The sequence below is a fragment of the Natranaeroarchaeum sulfidigenes genome, assembly GCF_017094485.1.
GTDB lineage: Archaea > Halobacteriota > Halobacteria > Halobacteriales > Natronoarchaeaceae > Natranaeroarchaeum > Natranaeroarchaeum sulfidigenes.
On sequence record NZ_CP064786.1, the window covers coordinates 1,593,952 to 1,613,812 of the forward strand.

13 protein-coding genes are annotated in these 19,861 nt (G+C 51.5%); 4 read left to right on the top strand and 9 right to left on the bottom strand.

Annotated elements, in window-relative coordinates; genetic code table 11:
- The first annotated feature begins 139 nt into the window (after positions 1–139).
- Positions 140–1,225, top strand: a complete 1,086-nt coding sequence (locus AArcS_RS08325; RefSeq protein ID WP_238476950.1) for an endonuclease NucS domain-containing protein — start codon at positions 140–142, stop codon at positions 1,223–1,225.
- Positions 1,226–1,480: 255 nt separating this feature from the next.
- Here the strand turns inward: AArcS_RS08325 and AArcS_RS08330 are convergent, their stop codons facing one another.
- Positions 1,481–2,491, bottom strand: coding sequence for a hypothetical protein (locus tag AArcS_RS08330; protein ID WP_238476951.1), 1,011 nt, complete (start codon positions 2,489–2,491; stop codon positions 1,481–1,483).
- 550 nt (positions 2,492–3,041) lie between these two features.
- Between AArcS_RS08330 and AArcS_RS08335 the strand changes: the two genes are divergently transcribed.
- Positions 3,042–4,430, top strand: a complete 1,389-nt coding sequence (locus AArcS_RS08335) for an ATP-binding protein (RefSeq protein WP_238476952.1) — start codon at positions 3,042–3,044, stop codon at positions 4,428–4,430.
- Position 4,431: 1 nt separating this feature from the next.
- Entirely contained in the window at positions 4,432–5,169 is a 738-nt protein-coding gene (locus AArcS_RS08340; protein WP_238476953.1) for a hypothetical protein, read from the top strand.
- 184 nt (positions 5,170–5,353) lie between these two features.
- On the opposite strand, the gene AArcS_RS08345 is transcribed toward AArcS_RS08340, so the two are convergent.
- The 5 genes from AArcS_RS08345 to AArcS_RS08365 form a co-directional block, all read right to left on the bottom strand.
- On the bottom strand, positions 5,354–7,783 hold the full coding sequence (locus tag AArcS_RS08345) for a DEAD/DEAH box helicase (protein ID WP_238476954.1): 2,430 nt from the start codon (positions 7,781–7,783) through the stop codon (positions 5,354–5,356).
- A complete protein-coding gene (locus tag AArcS_RS08350) occupies positions 7,783–9,201 on the bottom strand; it encodes a ribonuclease H-like domain-containing protein (RefSeq protein ID WP_238476956.1) in 1,419 nt (472 codons plus the stop codon). Before AArcS_RS08350 ends, AArcS_RS08345 begins: the two co-directional genes overlap by 1 nt.
- A gap of 346 nt (positions 9,202–9,547) precedes the next feature.
- Positions 9,548–10,216 carry a hypothetical protein gene (locus AArcS_RS08355; protein WP_238476958.1) on the bottom strand — a complete coding sequence of 223 codons (669 nt, stop codon included), beginning with the start codon at positions 10,214–10,216 and terminating at the stop codon, positions 9,548–9,550.
- Positions 10,217–10,591: 375 nt separating this feature from the next.
- Positions 10,592–10,873: an HNH endonuclease gene (locus tag AArcS_RS08360; RefSeq protein WP_238476960.1), complete on the bottom strand. Its 282-nt coding sequence runs from the start codon at positions 10,871–10,873 to the stop codon at positions 10,592–10,594.
- 14 nt (positions 10,874–10,887) lie between these two features.
- A complete protein-coding gene (locus tag AArcS_RS08365; RefSeq protein ID WP_238476961.1) occupies positions 10,888–11,112 on the bottom strand; it encodes a hypothetical protein in 225 nt (74 codons plus the stop codon).
- 313 nt (positions 11,113–11,425) lie between these two features.
- Here AArcS_RS08365 and AArcS_RS08370 point away from each other — a divergent pair, with 313 nt between their 5' ends.
- On the top strand, positions 11,426–11,755 hold the full coding sequence (locus AArcS_RS08370; protein WP_238476962.1) for a hypothetical protein: 330 nt from the start codon (positions 11,426–11,428) through the stop codon (positions 11,753–11,755).
- 131 nt (positions 11,756–11,886) lie between these two features.
- Here AArcS_RS08370 and AArcS_RS08375 read toward each other — a convergent pair whose 3' ends face one another.
- Genes AArcS_RS08375 through AArcS_RS08385 form a run of 3 tightly spaced genes read right to left on the bottom strand, consistent with a single transcriptional unit; the run spans position 11,887 to position 19,684 of the window.
- Positions 11,887–12,237 (bottom strand): hypothetical protein, encoded by a 351-nt coding sequence (locus AArcS_RS08375; RefSeq protein WP_238476964.1) that lies wholly within the window; start codon positions 12,235–12,237, stop codon positions 11,887–11,889.
- Between the two features lie 52 nt (positions 12,238–12,289).
- Complete coding sequence (locus AArcS_RS08380; RefSeq protein ID WP_238476965.1) at positions 12,290–15,796, bottom strand: helicase-related protein; 3,507 nt, start codon at positions 15,794–15,796, stop codon at positions 12,290–12,292.
- 6 nt (positions 15,797–15,802) lie between these two features.
- Positions 15,803–19,684 carry an Eco57I restriction-modification methylase domain-containing protein gene (locus tag AArcS_RS08385; RefSeq protein ID WP_238476966.1) on the bottom strand — a complete coding sequence of 1,294 codons (3,882 nt, stop codon included), beginning with the start codon at positions 19,682–19,684 and terminating at the stop codon, positions 15,803–15,805.
- Positions 19,685–19,861: the final 177 nt, after the last annotated feature.

Consider the following 19,861-nt stretch of genomic DNA (forward strand, 5'->3'; position numbering starts at 1 on the left):
GGCGATCCGGAGGCATACCGTACGCATGTTAGCGTCAGAACAAGATCGTTTCCCTTACAGATACGTCTTCAGCATTGTCGAGTCGAGTCCACCACATACCGGGACACCATTCTAAATACCGATCACATATAGTACTCGTATGCCGATTGAATTTGGGTTGTGGCGAATTGACAACGACGAGTTCACGCGTGTTCCCAGTGGGAAACTCGATGACGAATCACGGCTTGAAAGATTATTAACAAAGGATCCAAACCTTCTCGGCCGAGATCTCTTGGTTATCGGTCAACAAGTTCGAACCGCCAGCGGGAACCGCCTTGATCTCCTCGGGATGGATGCCGACGGCGACCTACACATCATCGAACTCAAACGCGACAGAACACCACGTGATGTCGTCGCACAAGCACTCGACTACGCCGGTTGGGTCCGCACACTCACGTACGATGATCTCACCGAGATTTACAACGACTTCGACGACCAGCGCGAACTCGAAGAAGCATTCAGCGACACCCTCGGGTCCCACAGACCAGAAGGTGAATCCGGCGTTCCAGAAGACGTGAATCAAACCCACACCGTGACGATCGTCGCGTCTGAACTCGACGCCGGCACTGAACGCATCATCCAATACCTCGCCGAAGAATACAGCGTTCCGGTCAACGCCGTCCGCTTCAACTACTACGAAGACGACGGACACGAATACATTGGGCGCAGCTGGCTCATCGACCCACAAGACACGCCCGAACCACCAACAAAACGCGAACCCTGGAACGGCCAAGACTACTACGTCTCCTTCGGCCACGGCGAACACCGTCACTGGAGCGACGCGCGACAATACGGGTTCATCTCCGGCGGCCAAGGCGAGTGGTACAGCCGCACTCTCAACCAACTCTCAATCGACGACCGCGTCTTCGTCCACATCCCGGGCGAAGGCTACGTCGGCGTCGGCACCGTCACCCAAGAAAAAACACCAGTCACCGACTTCGAAATCGACACTGACAACAGCCGGGCCAACATCCTTGACGCCGACCTCAACACCCCGCACATGGGCGCGAACAAAGACGACGAATCACTCCGAGAGTATCTCGTCCGTATCGATTGGATCGACACGCATCCTCTGACAGACGCCTACTGGGAATCCGGCATGTACGCCAATCAAAACACCGTCACCAAACTCCGCAATCAATACACCATCGAACATCTCTACCAACACTTCGACATTGCCGAGTAACTTGCATAGACAATTCCTAGTATGTAGTCGAACAGTGCTCTTAACCGTGTAGCTCAGGATTCCTGGCTGGGTCGAACACGTCATGCCGACGTTCCTGGAGTTATTGTCGGACGATTCCGCTCATACGTAAGAATGCTTGCTAGGCATTCGCCCAGATCAAAGAATGAGTCTGGTCTCGACATTTTGCTTACTATCTCGGTGTTAGAGAGTTAATACGAGACTAGGCACTCTTGACTATAAACAGAACATTTTGTATCACGGTTTTTGTTCTACCTGCTCTCCCAACACCGCATTAGGGAAGCTTGTTTCCTCAGTTACCTCAACTAGTATCGGATCCCAACAGTCACTACGGACAAGAATATCTTTAAACTCAGACCCTACAATCTTCTTCTTATTTTCTGTTCTTGAACCCGTGTATTTTTGTGGCGTCACCCAGATATGCTTTCCAACCAGTTGAAATCCTGACTGCAAGTCTCCATGTCCGAGATCTTCTGGATCTGGCCGGATATCATAATGAGGGAGATGAAAAAATAATTCTCTTATTTTTTGGAGTGCGTTTGATTTCTCGTAAATTGATTTATGACGTTGTTCGATATTTTCTCCGGATTGTCGCTGCTTGCCATCAATATACAGCCTCGTCAAGAATCCATCCCGGATATGAATAATCTGTTTCTCCTCATTTGGTGTTTCACAGGTTATTTTAAAATCGTAGCGAGAATCATCTCGCCACCGTGAATCGGTATACTGGAATACCGTTTCATCAACTTCAAACTCGTATATAATATCATGGTCAGTTGGCGTCTTGATGCTCTGTGCCGTATAAGGGATAGCAGCAAAATATTTGAGTGAATGCGCAAGCACCGACGAAACCGTGAGTGACTCCATCTCTCGCTTAGCCAGCACTAAAAGACTCAATCCGAGGACTTCCTGGACATCCCTCTTGATTTCGCGGATAGGTACTGAGGAAGTCTCCTCGTTGAGGTAGGCCTCAAAACGAACACGTTGCTTCTGGTTCAATTGGGACAAGTCAATTTCCTGTTGCGTACCCATCTGGGACTCATCAATACCGGTATTCTTCGTGTAAAGATCATCCTTGTTGTATAAGGGTCGGAGAACATTCCACGGAATGTCTGATTGGTTGCAGTATCCGAGATCTTCGAGTACCTCCGCACCTGCTGGAGAAACCTGGAAGGTAATGGGATTCCCATCTACCTGACTCCGGACGTAGAAACCTGGCTTATTCTCATACGAGTGGAGGACCGGCATGTAGTACTACTATTATGTCAATAGATTATAAATCCCACCCACAATTAATAGATTGATATCATAGGGTACTGTCTGGTTGAGAGATTGAGAAGCGATGGGGCCGTAGCGAAAACTGGTCATGAAACTCGCAGACCTCCTCAAAGAACGTCTATACGTGTAGAACCAAGACGGTTGGAAGAGCGAGCGCACGCCGACAACTACTGATCATTCTCCTCCCGTACGAACCTAGCCTGCTGCAAATACGAGACCCGCCGCATAATTGAGTCCTGACTCGATACGTTCGAAAACGAACTGCGATGCCACCCCACCAGTTCATCCGTCGTCAGCTGATGATTGGTCACTAACTCAAGAACCGCATCCAGCGTCTCAACATACCGCGTCCCACCACCGAACATCGGGACAATACTACGGAGGCGATCCGAGGCATGCAGACACAGTAACGTGGATAGCTGATGATCCTTTCCCCCACAGGCTAACTGTGTGGTTATAGAAACTGGGATATCTTCACCTCGGTAAGAAGGCTTATTCCGGTTGGCTGATATGATTGGCCATGGCGACTCAAACTGGAAAGTTCGACTTGAATATGGAGGAAGTCCTTGAGGCATGGGGGCCAGCTGATGCTACCCGCGAAATTCTTGCGAACGCCCTTGATGAGCACGCACTCACCGGCGGATCTGATCCCGAGGTGTCACAAGACGAAGAGGGTCGCTGGCACATCCGAGACTACGGTCGAGGCCTGCGTTATGAGCATCTCACCCAATCAGAAGACGATGAAAAGCTGGCGAACCCTGATACTGTCATCGGGAAATTCGGTGTCGGCCTGAAAGACGCTCTCGCCACCTACCATCGGCACGGCATCGAAGTCACGATTCACTCCTCACACAACACGTTCACAATCGAAGAAGCTCCAAAGCACGGGTTTGAAGAGATCTCTACCCTGCATGTAACCATCGACCCGCCAGAAAAAGATATCGACGGTACGGATGTCGTCCTTGACGGGATTTCTGAAACCGCAATCGAAGATGCAAAATCGAACTTCATCCGTTACTCTAACCTGGATCTCCTGGAATCTACAGGATTTGGTGATGTTTATCAAGTTGAAGAAGGGGAAGCAGCGGGAGTGTACGTAACCGGTCTCAAAGTCGCTGAAGAACCGAATTTTCTGTTCTCGTACGACATCACGAACACAACGAAGAAAATCCGTGACGCGCTGAACCGCGAGCGATCCAACGTCGGGCGAACCGCGTACACGTCCCGCGTTAAAAAGATCCTCCAAGCCTGTGATTCCGAAGCTGTCGCCAAACGCCTCGTCGATGACCTACAACGGTTCACCGACGGTGAAACACATGACGAGCTCGGGTGGAAGCCGATACAGTTGCACGCGGTTCGGATTCTCAACGCCAGACAAGATGTCGTCGTCACAACCGTTGACGAGCAGCAGAAGCATCGGGAGCTCCTCGACCAGGCGAAAGACGACGGGCACTCCGTGGTAACCGTGCCGGACCGAATCCGAGCCGAACTCTCAGAGACTGCAGACGTCGACGGCAACCAAATCCGCGATGTCACAGTCTACGAGAACGAATACAACGACAGCTTCGAGTTCGACTGGGTCGACGACTCCTCACTTACCGCTGAAGAACTGGCAATCTGGGAGTCACGAGACGAGATCCTAGAAATCGTCGGGCGACCACAGGACTACGAGTATCGCATAGCGAGTCAGTTCCGAGCCACCGACAATGACCAGACACAAGGACTTCACGAGCCCGGTGAACAACGAATCATCGTCCATCGTGATGTCTTAGCCGATCAGGCGGAATTCATCGGTGTCTTCCTTCATGAACTCGCGCACACCAGAACTCCGTTCCCTGATCAAACACGTGAGTTCGAGAACGTACTTACAGAACTACTCGGGGAGGTAGGTGTGGAGGCACTTTCGTAACATGGGAACACTTGTCCTTGACATCGAAACCGCGAGCCCATTCGAAGAACCACCCGAGAACTCGAACGACACAAAGTACTACGAATGGTTTGCCGTCAGTCTCGCATACGCTGATGAGTTAGAGAACACGCCAGAAACCGAGGTCCTGTTCCGACGCGGAGACTGGGGCGATACCTACACCATCGACCTCTACCAGCGGATGTACGAGTGGTGCGACCAACGGGACGTTGAGCGACTACTCACCTATAACGGAGCCTGGTTCGACGGGAAGCACCTTCTCAACTGGGCCACAGAAACAGACGCTGCTACCGAACACGATTACCGGGGCCGCACGGAGAGGTTATTTGAACATCACATCGATGTTGCACTCGCAGCAGCTGACGAATACTCTGAGGAACTGTGGGAGGACCAGCACATCCTCCCAGACTGGAAAGCATACAAACTCGCAGCAATAGACAACGACGGCGTCTGGTACGACGATTACGAGTTCCCAGACACATACCTCTCAGAGATCGACGGATCCGCCGTCCAAGGCAAACACATCGGCCAAGTCCTCGGAGAACGATACGTCGACAACGTAGAAGCAGGTATTGAAGAGACCAGCGTCCACCGAGAACTCACACGGCTACTGGAAGATTACTGCACGAGCGACGTTGCTGACCTCATCGAACTCTACACCACACTTGGCGGCCCAGCAATCGACGATGCATTTCGTCGGACAGCAGTTGAGATTGAGTAAAAGAACTTGTTTGACGGTTCAGGGAACTATACGAGCTGGTACGCATGATGCTCCGATAGACAGGCTTCGGATCTCCCCAATCACTACCTGATCATGGACTTAGAAGCGAACCGCGCAGTATACTACGCGGGCTAGGGTATTGGGTACGAATCAATTTCCTCGGCTGCGCCGTGCCGATCGAAATTCACGACGTTTGATCTAACGCTGCGTTCAAGAGTGAACTCGCAGCGTACCGGTGAAGTGGCTCGTTTTGATTCCCACACTGACTACTCATGAGACAGGCGGGACAGCCTTCGGTCCGCCCACAATCACATTGTGTAATTCGGTCGTCTGCTCGCCGGGCAACAGCTTCGAAGTGATCATACACACTATGTGCGAACCCAACACCGCCCTCAACAGCATCATGGATGAACCACACCGGTGATTCAAGCTCCGGATGGTCAAGCTGAGATAACCCGCCCATGTCGTCATTATCAAGCCGTAATTCCAGCGGAGACATTTTAATCATCGCATGCTCCGCGCCGTGCAACCCCCCAGCGAGCGTGTACTCTCGCATCCCGAGGTGCTCAAAATCACTGTCTGAATCCGGCGTGACCTGCGTCTCGTCAGGGATCTCCGCAATGACTTGGTCAATAATGGACCGAGGGAACGAAATCCACATGAGTTGCGTTCGGAACGAAATTGGCGGTAGGTCAATTGGGAGCATCGCTTCAACAACCGTCCCGTCGTACATGTCGAGCACATTGTACGCACTGTAATTCAGAAAGACTGTCCCCGTCCCTGCAGCCAGTTGATACCCTCCGCCCAAATCCCGACATCGATCGATATCTAAGCCAGTGATACTCTTATCGTGAATCGCTTGCGTGTAGTTTCGAGAGTGCTTCGACTGCAGCTCAACAAACGGTTGATACGTATCCTCGACGATCCGTTGCACCTCGTACTGTTCACCATCATACACAATCAACGATCCAGGATGGTACTGTCGGTACACTCGCTCTTTATCGAGCGGTTCCATGTCGATCTCACCGTCAACTTGCCGCACTTCGTACTGCTCGTCAGTCGTCGTGTACATCGAAATATCGCTTTGCGGCCGTGCAGTCCCGCTGTATTGCGCACCCCGGTCTAAATCACCGATCATTTGACCAGCCGCTTTCCACATGTCAATCGCCTTCTCTAGACGGCCCTCTGGTCCGAACCACTCAAGATCATCATGCGTAATCGGTCGTTCTGACGCTGCACACAATAAGTGCCGCGCGAAAACTGAGTTATTCGAGAGGTTCACCACCGCATCCTCAATATTGTCCCCTAGTAAGTACTCCGGATTATCGAGGATGTACTGATCAATCCCGTCCGACTGCGGGACATACACCGACAATGAATCAGACGTACCACGACCAGCGCGCCCGATCCGCTGCCAGAACGACTGCCGTGTTCCCGGGTACCCTGAAATGATTGTCGCATCAACCGACCCGATGTCGATCCCGAGTTCGAGCGCACTCGTCGAAATCACCCCGTCAACCTCCCCGTCACGGAGCGCTTGCTCAGTCGCATTCCGCTTGTCCTTACTGAGCCCCGCATGATACGGCGCGTACTTAGCATACGTGTCAGAATCCGGGTGCGCAGTCGCCGCCTCAACCGCGCGTTTCACACCGATTTCAGTCCCCTGACGAGAATCGGCAAACATCAGCGTCTGAATCTCGTTTTTCGTTAGATGTGCCAGCACGCCAGCCGCCTCATCAGAAGCACTCTTCCGCATGGACGGCAATATTTCATCCTCAGAGACCTCCTCTACAAGCTCATCTGCCGACTCTTGTAGCGGCGGCTCCCAAAACGCGATTTCCCGCCGACCATGAGGGCTCCCATCAGAGTCAACAACCTCAAACTCCGCCCCGGTCAGCAACTCTGCGTGCTCTTCTGGGTTCCCAATCGTCGCCGTTGTACACGTTAGCTGCGGGTCAGCACCGTAGTACGCAAGTAATCGACGCAGCCGGCGAATCACCCACGACACGTGCATCCCATGCACCCCAGAATACGTGTGTGCCTCATCAATCACGACGAGCTCACAGTTCGCAAACACCTCCCGCCACTTCGGATGCGAATCAAGATACGCATTAATCCCGGCAAAATTCGAAATCGGCACGTCAACCTGCTCCCGAATTACTTGCCGCCGATCCTGACTCGTATCCCCATCGTACGTCTCTGCTCGCGCAGCCACGCCAAGCTGGCTGAACAGTTCGTTTACCGCAAGCTCCTGATCTGCACTCAATGCCTTTGTCGGGTACAAAAACAACGCCCGCGCATCCGGGTTCTCCCGTTTCCGCAACGCATAGTACAACGTGTACACCCATGTCTTCCCTGACGACGTTGATGTCGCTACACTCACATTCTTCCCATCTTTCAGTTTCCGTAACGCCTCCGCTTGATGCGAGTACAAGTCGTACTCAAGCTTACTCGCCAGCTCATCCGGCAACACAGTCTCTGCCGGCACCGTTTCAGCCTCGCGCGGCGGATCCACCTCCGTCCCCTGCAATTGCTCTTCATACTGCGGGAACGATTCCTCAAGCGCTTCAGCATCTAACACCGATCCAAACCTAGTTTCGTTATTTTGACTCATTATGAAAAATCCGTCAACGTGCCTTGCATGCTATCCGACGAGTCCGATTGCCCCCCACTACCCGCCTGCGCGATCAAGTTATCCGTTTCAGCAATCCGATCATAAATGTGTGCTAACCCCCGAACGTCATCCTCGCAGTACTGCTTGTGCCGCTCCCACTCCAACTCCGTTTCCAAACTTGGATTCTCCGCATACTGTTGGAACCGTCGTCCAACAGCTCGACCGGTCAACCCAGTCTCTGCTCCACTCCACCCTACCGCCGACGCAACGTCATCGAGTTTGTTCGTGATCCCTGGTAGCAACGCGTTCGACTGTTTCACTGCCCAATGATACAGGTCGAACTTCCACGTGTCCTCCCACGTCTCCACGTGTTCTGGGCAATGCTCTGCTACGTGTTCAGCAATGACTGGGAAATCAAATTTCCACCCGTTATACGCCACGACCGGGCGACCCCGGCCGTGCTCTGCAAGCCAGTCCATGAACGCCGTCACCGCACGAGCTGGCTCACTCGGATCCGTTTCAAGAAACGGCATATACCGGTCATCAGACCCACGCTCCAAAACGCCGATCAGCCAGATGATCGTCGGATTTAACCCGTCCGTCTCGATATCAATAAAAATCGGATCCACATCAGGAAGCGACGCACCAGGCGCAACCCTGATCTCTTGCTGTTCGATGACCTCGGCCGATTCAACGATCTTCCGGGCCGTTTTCGTTCCAACACCATCCAATTGCGCCAATTCATGCGAGTCAACCGCAGCCAACTCCGCCCGCGACTCGATCGATTCCTCACGAAGCGCCTCCGCCCGCCGACTCGCAACGCCTGTCACCGTCTCCAACCCGAAATCACTCAGCGACCGGGTTTTACACAACACCGTCCCATCCTCACGAAGTTGCACATGCCCCACGCCTGCCTCGGACATCCCCTGCTGCTCGTTCGCTCCGGGCATTACCCCGTGCACAGGTAAGCCACCCCACTCCTGTTCGTACGTCGGATTTGCTCCCGTCGTCAAATGAACCAACTCTCCTACCGCCTCCGCAAGCGCCTCTTTATATTCTGGCAAGCCGTGCAACTCTGTTTCAAGCTGTATCAAATCAACCGACAACGTAAGCAAGTCAGACAATATATACGTTAGCTCGTCTTCAGTATTTTCCTCGACAAACTCCCGCAACTCTGTCGGTGATGTGACTGCCACAAGCGTCACCTCCTGCTCAGAACCCAGGACCTCCGCATGCGATGACCGCGGGTTATGACACGCAACCGACACCGACTCCGGCGTCGCATCACGCAAAAAATGCGCGTACCGAACCTGCCGCGTATACAAAATATCCGTCCCAAAATACTGCACCATATCCTGCAGTTGCGACTCAGAACAACGATTCGTTGCCGCCTCCGAAAGCACCGTGAGCTCAATCACGCCACCAGCTCACCCATCACAACCACAGATCGTTCAACCACTACGAACACTTCTATAATCATACAGCATCGTTTTCTCCATTGCCATATAAACTCCCACTGTGGAGAAGAACAACCAATCGCTACATTCCCACACCCTGCCTCGCTGATCCTATATCCTGCGATTTTATTGTACAGTTATAACCGTGATGAAATTCTCGGAATAAATATCAAATCGCTCATGTGTAGCACATCGTTGATGTAGGGCATTCTTGCAGTGCTGAACTGGAGTGCTCTCCAGCACGTCGAAGAGAAACTGCTTCGGCTCAGCGTATGGGTATTTAATTGATACAAAGGACTAACATTCATCAGGAGCCTTTGTGCAGCTCGGTATCTTCTAAAACGTCTGATCCAAAATTCATGTCCTCGTTATCAACTTCTCTGTCTAACTCCCTCTCTCGATTTGACACAGAATCTGTGAGTATATTAACTTGTTGTGAGTGAGACAATGTCTCCTCAGCCAAGCCTCGGATATTATTTGAATTAGATTTCAGCTCAATGGACACATATATATCATTATTGTGTTCAGAGACAGCACCATCTGCGTGAGAAGGTGGTATATTGAGATTAGATGCTTCCCAAATATCTCCGATAACACTTTTCGATTCGTTACTTAAAAGGTCCTGTTCTACACCCCTTTCGTAGAGGAAACGATTCATTTTCACGATTGTTTCGCTGGGGACCTGAGCAATTGGTGTTTGTAGGTTTTTTTCTCTGGACGTGTTTATAGATATGAATTCATCCTTTAGTCGTATTTCTCTCGCAATAAATCCAATTTTGATTAGTGCTTCAGGAATTCGGTAGTATCCAGGAAGCGTATTAATAACCTCCCAATAGAGTTTCGTAGTTTGATAGTTAGAACTTTTTAAGTGAGGACTACGTCGTCTCTTTTTCCACAACTTTCTATCGTCATCCTGTTTTGATGACGGAGAAGAATCACGCGAAGGTTTGTTAGGAGGCGTAAATAGTGGTTTCATATCTTGTACTTATTCTAATAGAACATAATGCTTTCAATAAATTACTACTGCTAGATACAATTATTATGTATATGAAGGCGGCATAAATATCACTCTTATGTACGACTTCCCCAGATGGGTTGCTAAAATAGAAGATAATGAATAACGCTCATCGGTAGGAGGTTGTCGAGACAATCACCCCAAGATAGTTGGAATAGCAAATGGCGATCTAACTACCCAACGAACCGGTGTTACTCCCACGCACTCCAGTTCAGCACCGCAAGAAGGCTCTACATCAACGATGTGCTACACATGAGCGATATCAGATCGTCTCACATCTTCTGCAGTATGATCAAGGACTTTTTTCCGGCCATACTCGCACGCCTTGGTTCTATATCACACCCAAGCGAGACTGGAATTATGCATATCCAGGTACTCAACGTTTAAGTCTCCGTCAGGCAATGCCACTTGATCATCAGCCTGGTCAATAATCGTTCGCTGCAACAAGTCACTCTGCATCTCGAACGACGGATTCACCCTCAGTCGGTAGTCCCGATCTATCGTGAATAGTTCCCGGTCGAAGGCCGCGTGGTGTGTCTTACTGGGTGCCAGCACGTTCGAGATATCGGCCATGTGTTTCAGATAGTCACTCCACGACAAGACATACGCAACGTCCAACAGGCCAGGATGGTCTACCCCAGAAACAGGGCACGTTCGGTCATGACGAGATAGTACCGTCGCACGGAACTCCGGATCGGCCGATCGAGCGCGGACAGTCGTATCGTACGTTCCAGCACGTCCTGGAAAACGCTGATCACTGTAGTCTCCGATACCTCTCGTTTGACGACATCCGAAACACCCACGACATGGTCGAGCAAGCCGGGGCCCTGCCAGACGTTTTCTGATGCGAGAATCACTCACGTGACTCACGGGTGGTGTAATCAGGACGATATGAGTCTGCACTCACAGTAGTGTTTGCAGTCATATTGTGTGTCGAGCTGTTGGCACCCCCATATCAGAGATCGAGAGCTCAGTCACGAACGCGTCGTGATCCCGGTACAGCTTGCTAATCCGCATCGCTCTACCCCCGTAGAACACCGGCGTCCCGTCACCCGCCTCAAACGAATACCCCTCCTCAAACTCCCCGCTCTTGCTTGGTTCCTGATCCCCACATCAATGAGTACCATTTTTTGTCCGGAGTTGGAGGTACAGTGTGTTCAGATTCTAATTATGACTGAAAAGAAAACCATTGAAGTCAGCGCAGACGTGTTCGAAAAACTCGCCCAAGACAAAGGGAAACGGACGTGGGACCAACAATTAGAACGGATGCACGAGATGGCCTACGGGACTAGTTACGTGCGGTCCCCGAAGCTCCAAGATTTCAATGGCGGTGGCCCGGGCGGTGTCGTCGGCAAAGTCCGAGTTCCATCCGATGGCGACCTCGAATTCGTTCTACGACTTCCTAACGGAACACCGACAGCGATAGCCAACTTCGACGAGCTTGCACCGGATGAAGAGGTGACTGTCGAGGTCCCGAAAGGCGAAGTGGTCGAAGAATAGAACGGCTCACAGACAATTCCGATTTGCTCCATCATCGTCCGCATCTTCCACTCACGAACGATTCTACAGCATACTCTTCCTGATATCCGCCTCCTGAGGAAGTCAACCTCGAATTCGGATCTGATACGTCGCTATCCTCGCTCTGCGACGGACAAGTACAGTGCATAATTATCGGTCAGTTCCCCTGTGTCTCGGTCTTCGGTCCGCTGGAGATTGATTTCAAGTCGTGTCTTTTCATCCTCGAACTCCAAGAGGGGTTTGAACAGGCTTCCGACTGCTTCAACGAACTCAGGAGACCCTGTGGCCCGAACGTCAGATATCTCAGTCGGGTATTTACTCCCCGTGAATCCGTTAGGTTTCTCAACGACTGCCTCTCGAATCTCCTGTTCAGAAGCCTCATCCAGACCGCCCAGCCAGTCAATTGCATGCCGCTTCACTACGTGCCCAGAATCCGTCGTGGGAAGTTGCTCTAACTCACTCACACCACCAAGTTGTACGTAATAGTATTTGAACCTCCGCGCTGTTTAAGCCGAGTTACTCTTGCCCTTTCAAATACATCCCCGCGACGACGTGCGGAGGTTCTTCCTGTTTCTCCGCCCACTCCTGGCGGTCCTCGTATTTTTCTTTTAGATTGTAACGAGAAATGACCTCTCGAACAGCCGCTACTAGCTCTTCGCCTGTGATTTCCTCGTTTCGAAGGTCCCTGAACTCGTCAAGAATCTGGTCTGCCGATACTGTCTCAACGATGTCTTGGAATTGTGCTAGTGTCTGTTGTTGGTCGGTGTTTTCCACAGATGACGCGACTTCTCCGAGCTCGTCAACCACATAATCTCGGTCGATACTTGCACCCTCTCGGGCCTCCCGCTGGAACTGACGGCGCTTACCCATATTCACCTCAAATTCTGACCGTGCCACCTGCACGGCCTGTTCGTATCGACTGTCAAACGCCTCTGCATCAACAGACGCGACTGGTTCATCGACAGGGCATGTGATTGTCTCGACGATGGTATCTTTCTCTTGTGTGGAGAGATCCTGACCTCCTTCGCTTGGGAAGGTCACGAGGTACGGAGTCGTGTATTCCCCTTGTCGATAGACAACGACGACCCCGTCGTACTTTCGATCCCAACCCATCGCGCTCCGAATGCCGTCACGGTCATCCAACCAACTAAGAAGATCGGGATGTTCCTGTTTGAGCTCCTGAAGACTACTCGCGGGACCGATGAGGTCATCACTCCCGATGATCTCATTCACGTCGTCTTCGACCTTCTCGATGTCCTCTTCGGCGTAGATGTCCTCCATATACGACTTGTTCACGTTATCTTCCGGACTTAGGATCTCTCCGTCTTCACCGAGAACACTACTGATCTCTTGAACCCGAGACTCAACACGGTCAACGATGCCAAGTTCCTCTTCAAGTTCCGTTTCCGGCAGGAAGTTGAGCGCGTAGATGTCGTCGTGCCCACTCCCGAGGCGGTCAACACGACCGATTCGCTGAATTAATCGGAGGGGATTCCAGTGGAGGTCGTAGTTGATGACTAAATTCGCATCCTGAAGATTGACACCCTCCCCGGCTACGTCGGTCGCAAAGAGGACATCAATTTCGTCGCTCGGGTCGATTTCATCTCGCGCATCGTTCGCATCGGGAGCGAAGCGCTGGATGATCTTCTCTACGTTCGACGTGTCACTGGTGGCACTGGCAAACCGAATGTCATCAGAGATTAGCTCGCGGTCTTGGAACTGCTCAAACGCCGCTTCCAGATACTCTACAGTGTCTGTAAACTGGGTGAACACGATGAGCTTCTCAGCACGGTCACCGCGTTGGAGAATATTATGGGTACCTACTCGGAGATTTCCAAGGAGTCCCCGGAGCTGTTCGACCTTGTCATCCATCGCGTAGTCGTTCTGGATATCCTGATGGAACGGTTCCAGCGTGTCTTGCAGATTAGCCAACAGTTGGATATCGGTCTCCAGATCCCGCTTCAGTTCTTCAAGATGGAAGGCCTCTGTTTGGTATGCAGCGTACTCACCATCCTCAACCATATCGTCGATCTCATCAAGGATAGTGTCGATCTGCTCTCCACTGTTAATGAGTTCGGAAACATCACTCCCGACAGCCACCGTTCCTTCGTCAAGAAGATCCCGGAACATCCGGTAACTCCGAAGCATCCGATTGAGAGACGTGTAGAAGGCATGAACACTACTTTCCAACCGCTTCAGAAGGTTGGACTTCATCAACCCACGAATGCTCTTCCCCATCGAAGAGAGATTCTGATACGGGTCCTGATTCGCATACCCCATCTTCAGATACTCTTCTTGACCCAGGGAATACCGAGCGAACGTGAGATCCTCTAACGTCTCCACAATCGCATCGTACAGAGAATCATTGACACCGTCCGCCGTCGAGTACGTCTCGTGTAGATTGTAATCGACCGTCTGTAAGTGCCGATCTGGGAGGTATCGGCGTTCACCGCCCATCTGGAGATACAGATTGCCATCCTCATCCTCCTCGCCGTACTGGTCGATGATGTCTTGACGAGTCCGTCGCACCATGACGTGGCTGAGAAGGTTCGAGAGGTCAGTCTCGTCGTTCTCTGCCATCTTCGTGAAGTCGTAGAGGTTTGGTGGCGTAATCGGAATCTGCGTTAGATCTTCGATATGGAAGAGTTTGATCTGATTGTACACGTCCCACGCACTCTTCGTATACGGCGTCGCAGTCAGGAGAATTGTCTGATTGACCGTCGGCAGGAACGACTGCAGATTGTCGTACCGATGCGTGTCGTCGTTCCGGAAGTGATGGGCCTCGTCGACGAGACACACTGACGCGTCGTCGTGCTCTTCTAAAAGCGTCTCGTGGAAATCCTCCTTCGAGACCATCCCCAGGCTGATGACCTCCGCGTTAAAGTTGTACCGCTTGTTGACCATCCGCTCCCACATCGGCTGGAGATGTTTCGGTGAGATGATCAGCATCTTTCCCTTGTTCCCACGGAGCCGATTCCGCGCATGGAAGTGTTCGAGCAGCCCGAGGCCGACGAACGTCTTCCCCATCCCGACGACATCGGAGACGAGAACACCGTCGTGCTTGTTGGCGATTCGGATACCCCGGTTTACCGCCCACTTCTGGAACTCGTAAAGGTCCTCGTACACATCGAACGACTGGAGATAGTCCTCGGCAGTCTCCAGCGTCTCCTTGTAAAGCTCGTAGAGAATCTTCGTGTACACCAGATACGGTGCAGGAAGTCCAGTACCACTGCTGACATCTCGAAGCGTCTCAATCGTGTCGTCAGGGAGTGAATCGCCCGGAAGTGCCGGTGGCTTGTCTTCCGCCGAAACGTGGCCTGGATTGTTCGAGACCCAAGAGTCCTCGAACGCGTCCAGGAGATCGGCGTCGAACTCGACGGCGTCGTCCCACAAATCGTCGAACCAATCCTTGAGTTGGGTGACCTTCTCGTTGTAGACTGGAGCGTTGAGTTCCGTATTGCTGTGGAGGCCGCTGAGGCTGAGATTCGACGAACCAACGACGCCGACATCCTTAGGCGCAAAGATATCTCCTTCGTCTTTCTCGAAGAGGTACGCCTTCGCGTGAAACCGTTCTTGAAGGTACAGCTTCGGCTGGATACTCCCCTGTTCAAGCCAATCGATCAGCTTCGTGAAGAACGCTTGATTCTCCGCAGTCGGATTTTCGTAAAGCAGCTGGTTCGAGTAGTTGTTCGCAGTCTCGGCACGGATTTCTGTGCGCTCACTCCACTTGACATTTTGTGACTGTTTGAATTTCGTACCCGTGAGACGGAGGTTCTGATGGGCCTCTATGAGTTCGTCCAATCCTTGCTGATCTGGATTCCCCATTAGGACTTGGAGCGTACCGCCATTATCGAGGAATTCATCCAGCTCTGGACGGAGCCGCTTCAGACCGCTCATGTATAGATACCCGACAGCAATCCGAATTCGGTCCACTCCGTTGCCTTCAAGACCGGATTTCAGGACTTGGTCAAGGTGCGAGTAGCGTCGGTTATCGATGATTCCGATATTGTCTTCGTCACTCATCAGGAGTCACCGTGAGTAGTCGTATTGCGGATTGTGTTCAGCGATAGTTTCGCATAGGGAGGGGTTTTCGTCCGGTTGTCGCATGAGACGGTCTCGGGCAGAACGCACAACTTCTTTGTACAGACTCAGACGTTGTTCTTCATCTATCCCCAAATCATCGAAGAACTCAGAATCAAGCGCCTTGCGGTCAGATTTGACTGACTCTAGGGAGACATCATCCGGGTTGTATGCACCGAGTTCCTCAAACACATGTCCCATATCGCGCTCCATCAGACTTTCCAGACGGGACTCTACCTGTGCTTGAACTTCATCGTTCGTCTTGATTATGGGGAGTATTAGATACTCTGGCTTGTCAAATCGTAGTGTATTCGTCCAAGATCGTCCGGTAACCTCCTCTAAGAACCACCCTATCGTTGAGTTAAGATAACCCGCAATGTATCCGGGGTTAAAATCACCAAGAGTAGAAATGAAGTAGAAATTATCTGCAACTTGGAATCCACATGGGTTATAGTGGAATTGGAATTCTGCGTTGAAGGTGCGGGTCAGGAGAACATATGGGTCCCTGACCGACGGCTGAGAATACCACTCAGGGTTCCGATTTCGTAGTGAGCTACGGTTCGATAATTTACCATCTGAACTCCTACCCCACCGTGATTCCTCACCAAATTCAATATATTCTAGTACGTTTGCATTCTTCGATTCTAATTCAGGGCGCGATAATTCAATATCAATATGGACATTGTTTAGATGCTCCGGTTCTATCGGGCTTGTTTTTATTTCCCGATTTTTGACTAGGATCAAGTCGGGGACAAGGGTTCGGCCGTCGTCGTCCGTGTATTTATGATTGTATTGAGAGTGGTATCGACTCGGGATTTCCTCAATCGGTTGCATCCAGAACTCGGGTTCAATACGGAAGTCCCGTCCGGTTTCCTTATGATGAAGAAGGAGCTCACCAGTAGAGCAATCCATTTCAGATTGATGGCGGCTATTTTCAGTCCCTGGACGAGGCACAAAGAAGAACTTATTTGCACCACTTTTCAAACCGTATTCTGGCTCAGAGATATCACCAAGGAGTGTAAATCGATCCCCGTGATCTCTCCACAGACTGAAATAAAGTGTTGGCGAATCGATGAAGCGGCCCCAAGTCCCGCCATCATATGACCCGGTTGGAAGTGCAGCGGATCTTCCCGAGTAGGAACTTATACCCGCCTGATTATTCACCAACCCGACTTCTTCAGAGAACACCTTCTCTGAATCACTATCGTCAATCTGTTTTGTTGATCCACCACCCAGTCTCCACAAGCTATCGTGACCGAGTGAAACCGTCCGGATTCCGTCTGAGGTCGAGACTTGAACAGTTTCGTCGTCCATCCCAATCCTTTCAGCTCCCGATTCCGGATTGACCAGGAACTCCGAATACTCGCCAGCAAAATCATAGTCGAAGAAAGGACGCGAGAAACTAACAAACCGGGTATAATTTGCAAGAATCTCTTGTTGCTTCCGGTTTGCTATTGTGATGTACGTATTTACATCAGCATCTTCGAACGATTTCTCGCTCGTATTTCCAAGGATATAGGAGAGATCAGTAAGCTTGAGGAGCCCCTCGTGAAGTCGCTTCCCGTAGCCGATATCCATCCAAGAGTTGGACGTAATAAACGATAGTGTCCCATTCTCCCGTAACAAATCGATACCCTTGAAGTAGAAATACACATAGATGTCGCTCCTCTTGTAGGGCTTAATGTCAAACGTCCCTTCGACAAACTCTACGAGATCATTCTTGTACTGCTTCTTCAGGTTACGAACCTCTCCACTGTCCATCTCATCAAGCCGCTCAGGGTGGATTCCCTGATCAATAATGTCCTCTTGCCGAACATACGGAGGATTACCGATAACGATGTCGAACCCACCCTCAACCATCACGTCAGAGAAATCGATATCCCACATGAAGAACCCAGTAGCCCCGGCTGAGTCAATCGCGTCACGAGTCTCTTTGAGTTCTTCAATCCGCTCTTCAACATCGTCATCCGCTTGTTCGTCCTTTGTGTCCCCAAAGAGTGTTTGCTGAGAACCGTTCTTTGAGAGATTATCGATGAGACCGTTGATGTGATTTTTGAGAAGTTCCACCTGCTTCTCTTCAATCTCCTGTGTCCGGTCAGCCTCTCCTGCGAAGTGTTCGCGCTTCAGTTCTTTTAGCTCCGTGAGGAGGCCACCAGTATCACCATCAAGCGTTCGTGTGACCGTATCTAGGGAAACAAACTCTCCATCGAGCTTCTGAATCAGGCTATCGCCTACCTTGAGCTTGAAGGAGAAGTTCGGTAGCACTGGGCGCTGGTCAGGAAGTTGTTCCTCCCCTTCAACGAGCGAAAGCCAAAGACGGAACTCAGCAACCCGAACCGCCCAGTCCTTGATATCGACTCCGTACAGGTTCTCGTTGATGATCTGCTCTTTGAGGTGGTAATCCGGAGTCGTACCGAGCTTTCGGTAAAGTTCGGTGACCACTTGCTTCATTCCCACCAAGAACGCACCACTACCACAGGCCGGGTCAACGATACGCAGTTCGTGGAGGATACTCTCTAGTTGCTCTGTTTTCCCGCTACCGTCCGCATCCCAGTCCTGTGGCTCACTGAATATGAACTCGACAATCTGCTGTTTTCCTTCAGCATCGAGATCGTTTGCATGGTCACAGAACTGCTCGTACAGTGCCATCCGGCACATCAGATCGACCTCGACACGAGGCGTGTAGAAGATCCCAGCCTCACCGCGTTCCTGCTCGGCAATTAGGGATTCATAAATCTTTCCTAGCATAGCTGGATCGACAGCGACATCGATATCGTAGGGGCTCTCCTCGGTAACTGTGAAGTTGTACTGTTCGAGGAACTCTTTGATCACCGACTTCAACGCAGAATCAGATAGGAACGTGTCGTATCGGTCCTCCTCAGTCGGCTGGAAGAGTCCACCGTTCATGTACGGAAGTCCTGCAATAGCCGACTCGACATCCGATGGGAGATCAGCATCTATCTCTCCACCTTCCAGGCTGTTCATTCCCTCGAAGAATAGTGCCGAGAGCCACTTCTCGTGGAACACGCCCTCCTCGTCGGACTCCTCGTACTGCTGGTGGAACCATCGGACGAAGTCCTTCCGGTCACCGATCCAGCCCTTCTTCTGGAGGTAGTAGAAGAACATCAACCGGTTGAGCGTGGTGTGTGCGTATCGGTCGGCGTCCTCAATTTCCAGCCCCTTACGGCGAAGTTCCTTACTGAGCATATCGAAGGCGCTCTTGTAGTTCTCGTAGAAATCCTCGGTAACGGGCTTGACTCGGAACGCCTCGTCAATGCGTTCTGCCAGCCGACCCTTACTGGCGTCCATGCTCGAAAGTCCATCGGCGACGGTGCGGTGGGTCTCACCTTCACCGAGCGTATACCGGCGTAGCACGGGACGACCAGTCGTGATGTCGTCGGTGCCCTCCTCGTAGGGAGTAACGAGGTGCCAGATGTCCTCGTCCGGTGCGTGGAACACTGTCAAGAAGGAGCCTTCGATGGCCCAACCACTCGTTCGGTCCGACCGCGTGAGGCTCTGGATAGCGTTCCGTTCGGCTGTCCGGGTCAGCTTCTCCAGTTCGACGTAGATTACGCGGAAGTTCCCTGATTCGGCGAAAAGTCGAGCAGCGTTCGCTGGAGCTGTATCTGGCCACTCGTGAACAGGAATATCCTGCCAAGTGGCGTCACCTAGAGGTGAAGTCGTCTCTTCAAAGTTGAGAACCTGAACGAACAGGTCCTGAAAGAATTGGGTCGCTGCCTCCCCAGTTGATCGGTAATCGCGTTCAAACTCATCCAAGGAGAGGTCCTCATCTAATCGCTGTCGAATCTCTTCGGTTTGCTCGTCAGTCATGGATATCGAGTTTGGAGGAGGTTATCTCTTCGAAGTAAATGGGCATATAATACTATGCTCAGTCACATGTCTTAAAACTTCATCAAGACTCTCCCCTCACTGAGTTTGGCGCAAACCTTTGGATCGGATGGGGCGTTACTGCCAGGAAATGCCGGACTTAATCAGAGACGCTCCAGA

Bases quoted from the DNA above. Each gene is read 5' to 3' on its own strand.
- AArcS_RS08340 (WP_238476953.1), top strand. From the start codon at position 4,432: ATGGGAACACTTGTCCTTGACATCGAAACCGCGAGCCCATTCGAAGAA.
- AArcS_RS08345 (WP_238476954.1), bottom strand. From the start codon at position 7,783: ATGAGTCAAAATAACGAAACTAGGTTTGGATCGGTGTTAGATGCTGAA.
- AArcS_RS08335 (WP_238476952.1), top strand. From the start codon at position 3,042: ATGGCGACTCAAACTGGAAAGTTCGACTTGAATATGGAGGAAGTCCTT.
- AArcS_RS08325 (WP_238476950.1), top strand. From the start codon at position 140: ATGCCGATTGAATTTGGGTTGTGGCGAATTGACAACGACGAGTTCACG.
- AArcS_RS08380 (WP_238476965.1), bottom strand. From the start codon at position 15,796: ATGAGTGACGAAGACAATATCGGAATCATCGATAACCGACGCTACTCG.
- AArcS_RS08370 (WP_238476962.1), top strand. From the start codon at position 11,426: ATGACTGAAAAGAAAACCATTGAAGTCAGCGCAGACGTGTTCGAAAAA.
- AArcS_RS08385 (WP_238476966.1), bottom strand. From the start codon at position 19,684: ATGACTGACGAGCAAACCGAAGAGATTCGACAGCGATTAGATGAGGAC.
- AArcS_RS08355 (WP_238476958.1), bottom strand. From the start codon at position 10,216: ATGAAACCACTATTTACGCCTCCTAACAAACCTTCGCGTGATTCTTCT.
- AArcS_RS08330 (WP_238476951.1), bottom strand. From the start codon at position 2,491: ATGCCGGTCCTCCACTCGTATGAGAATAAGCCAGGTTTCTACGTCCGG.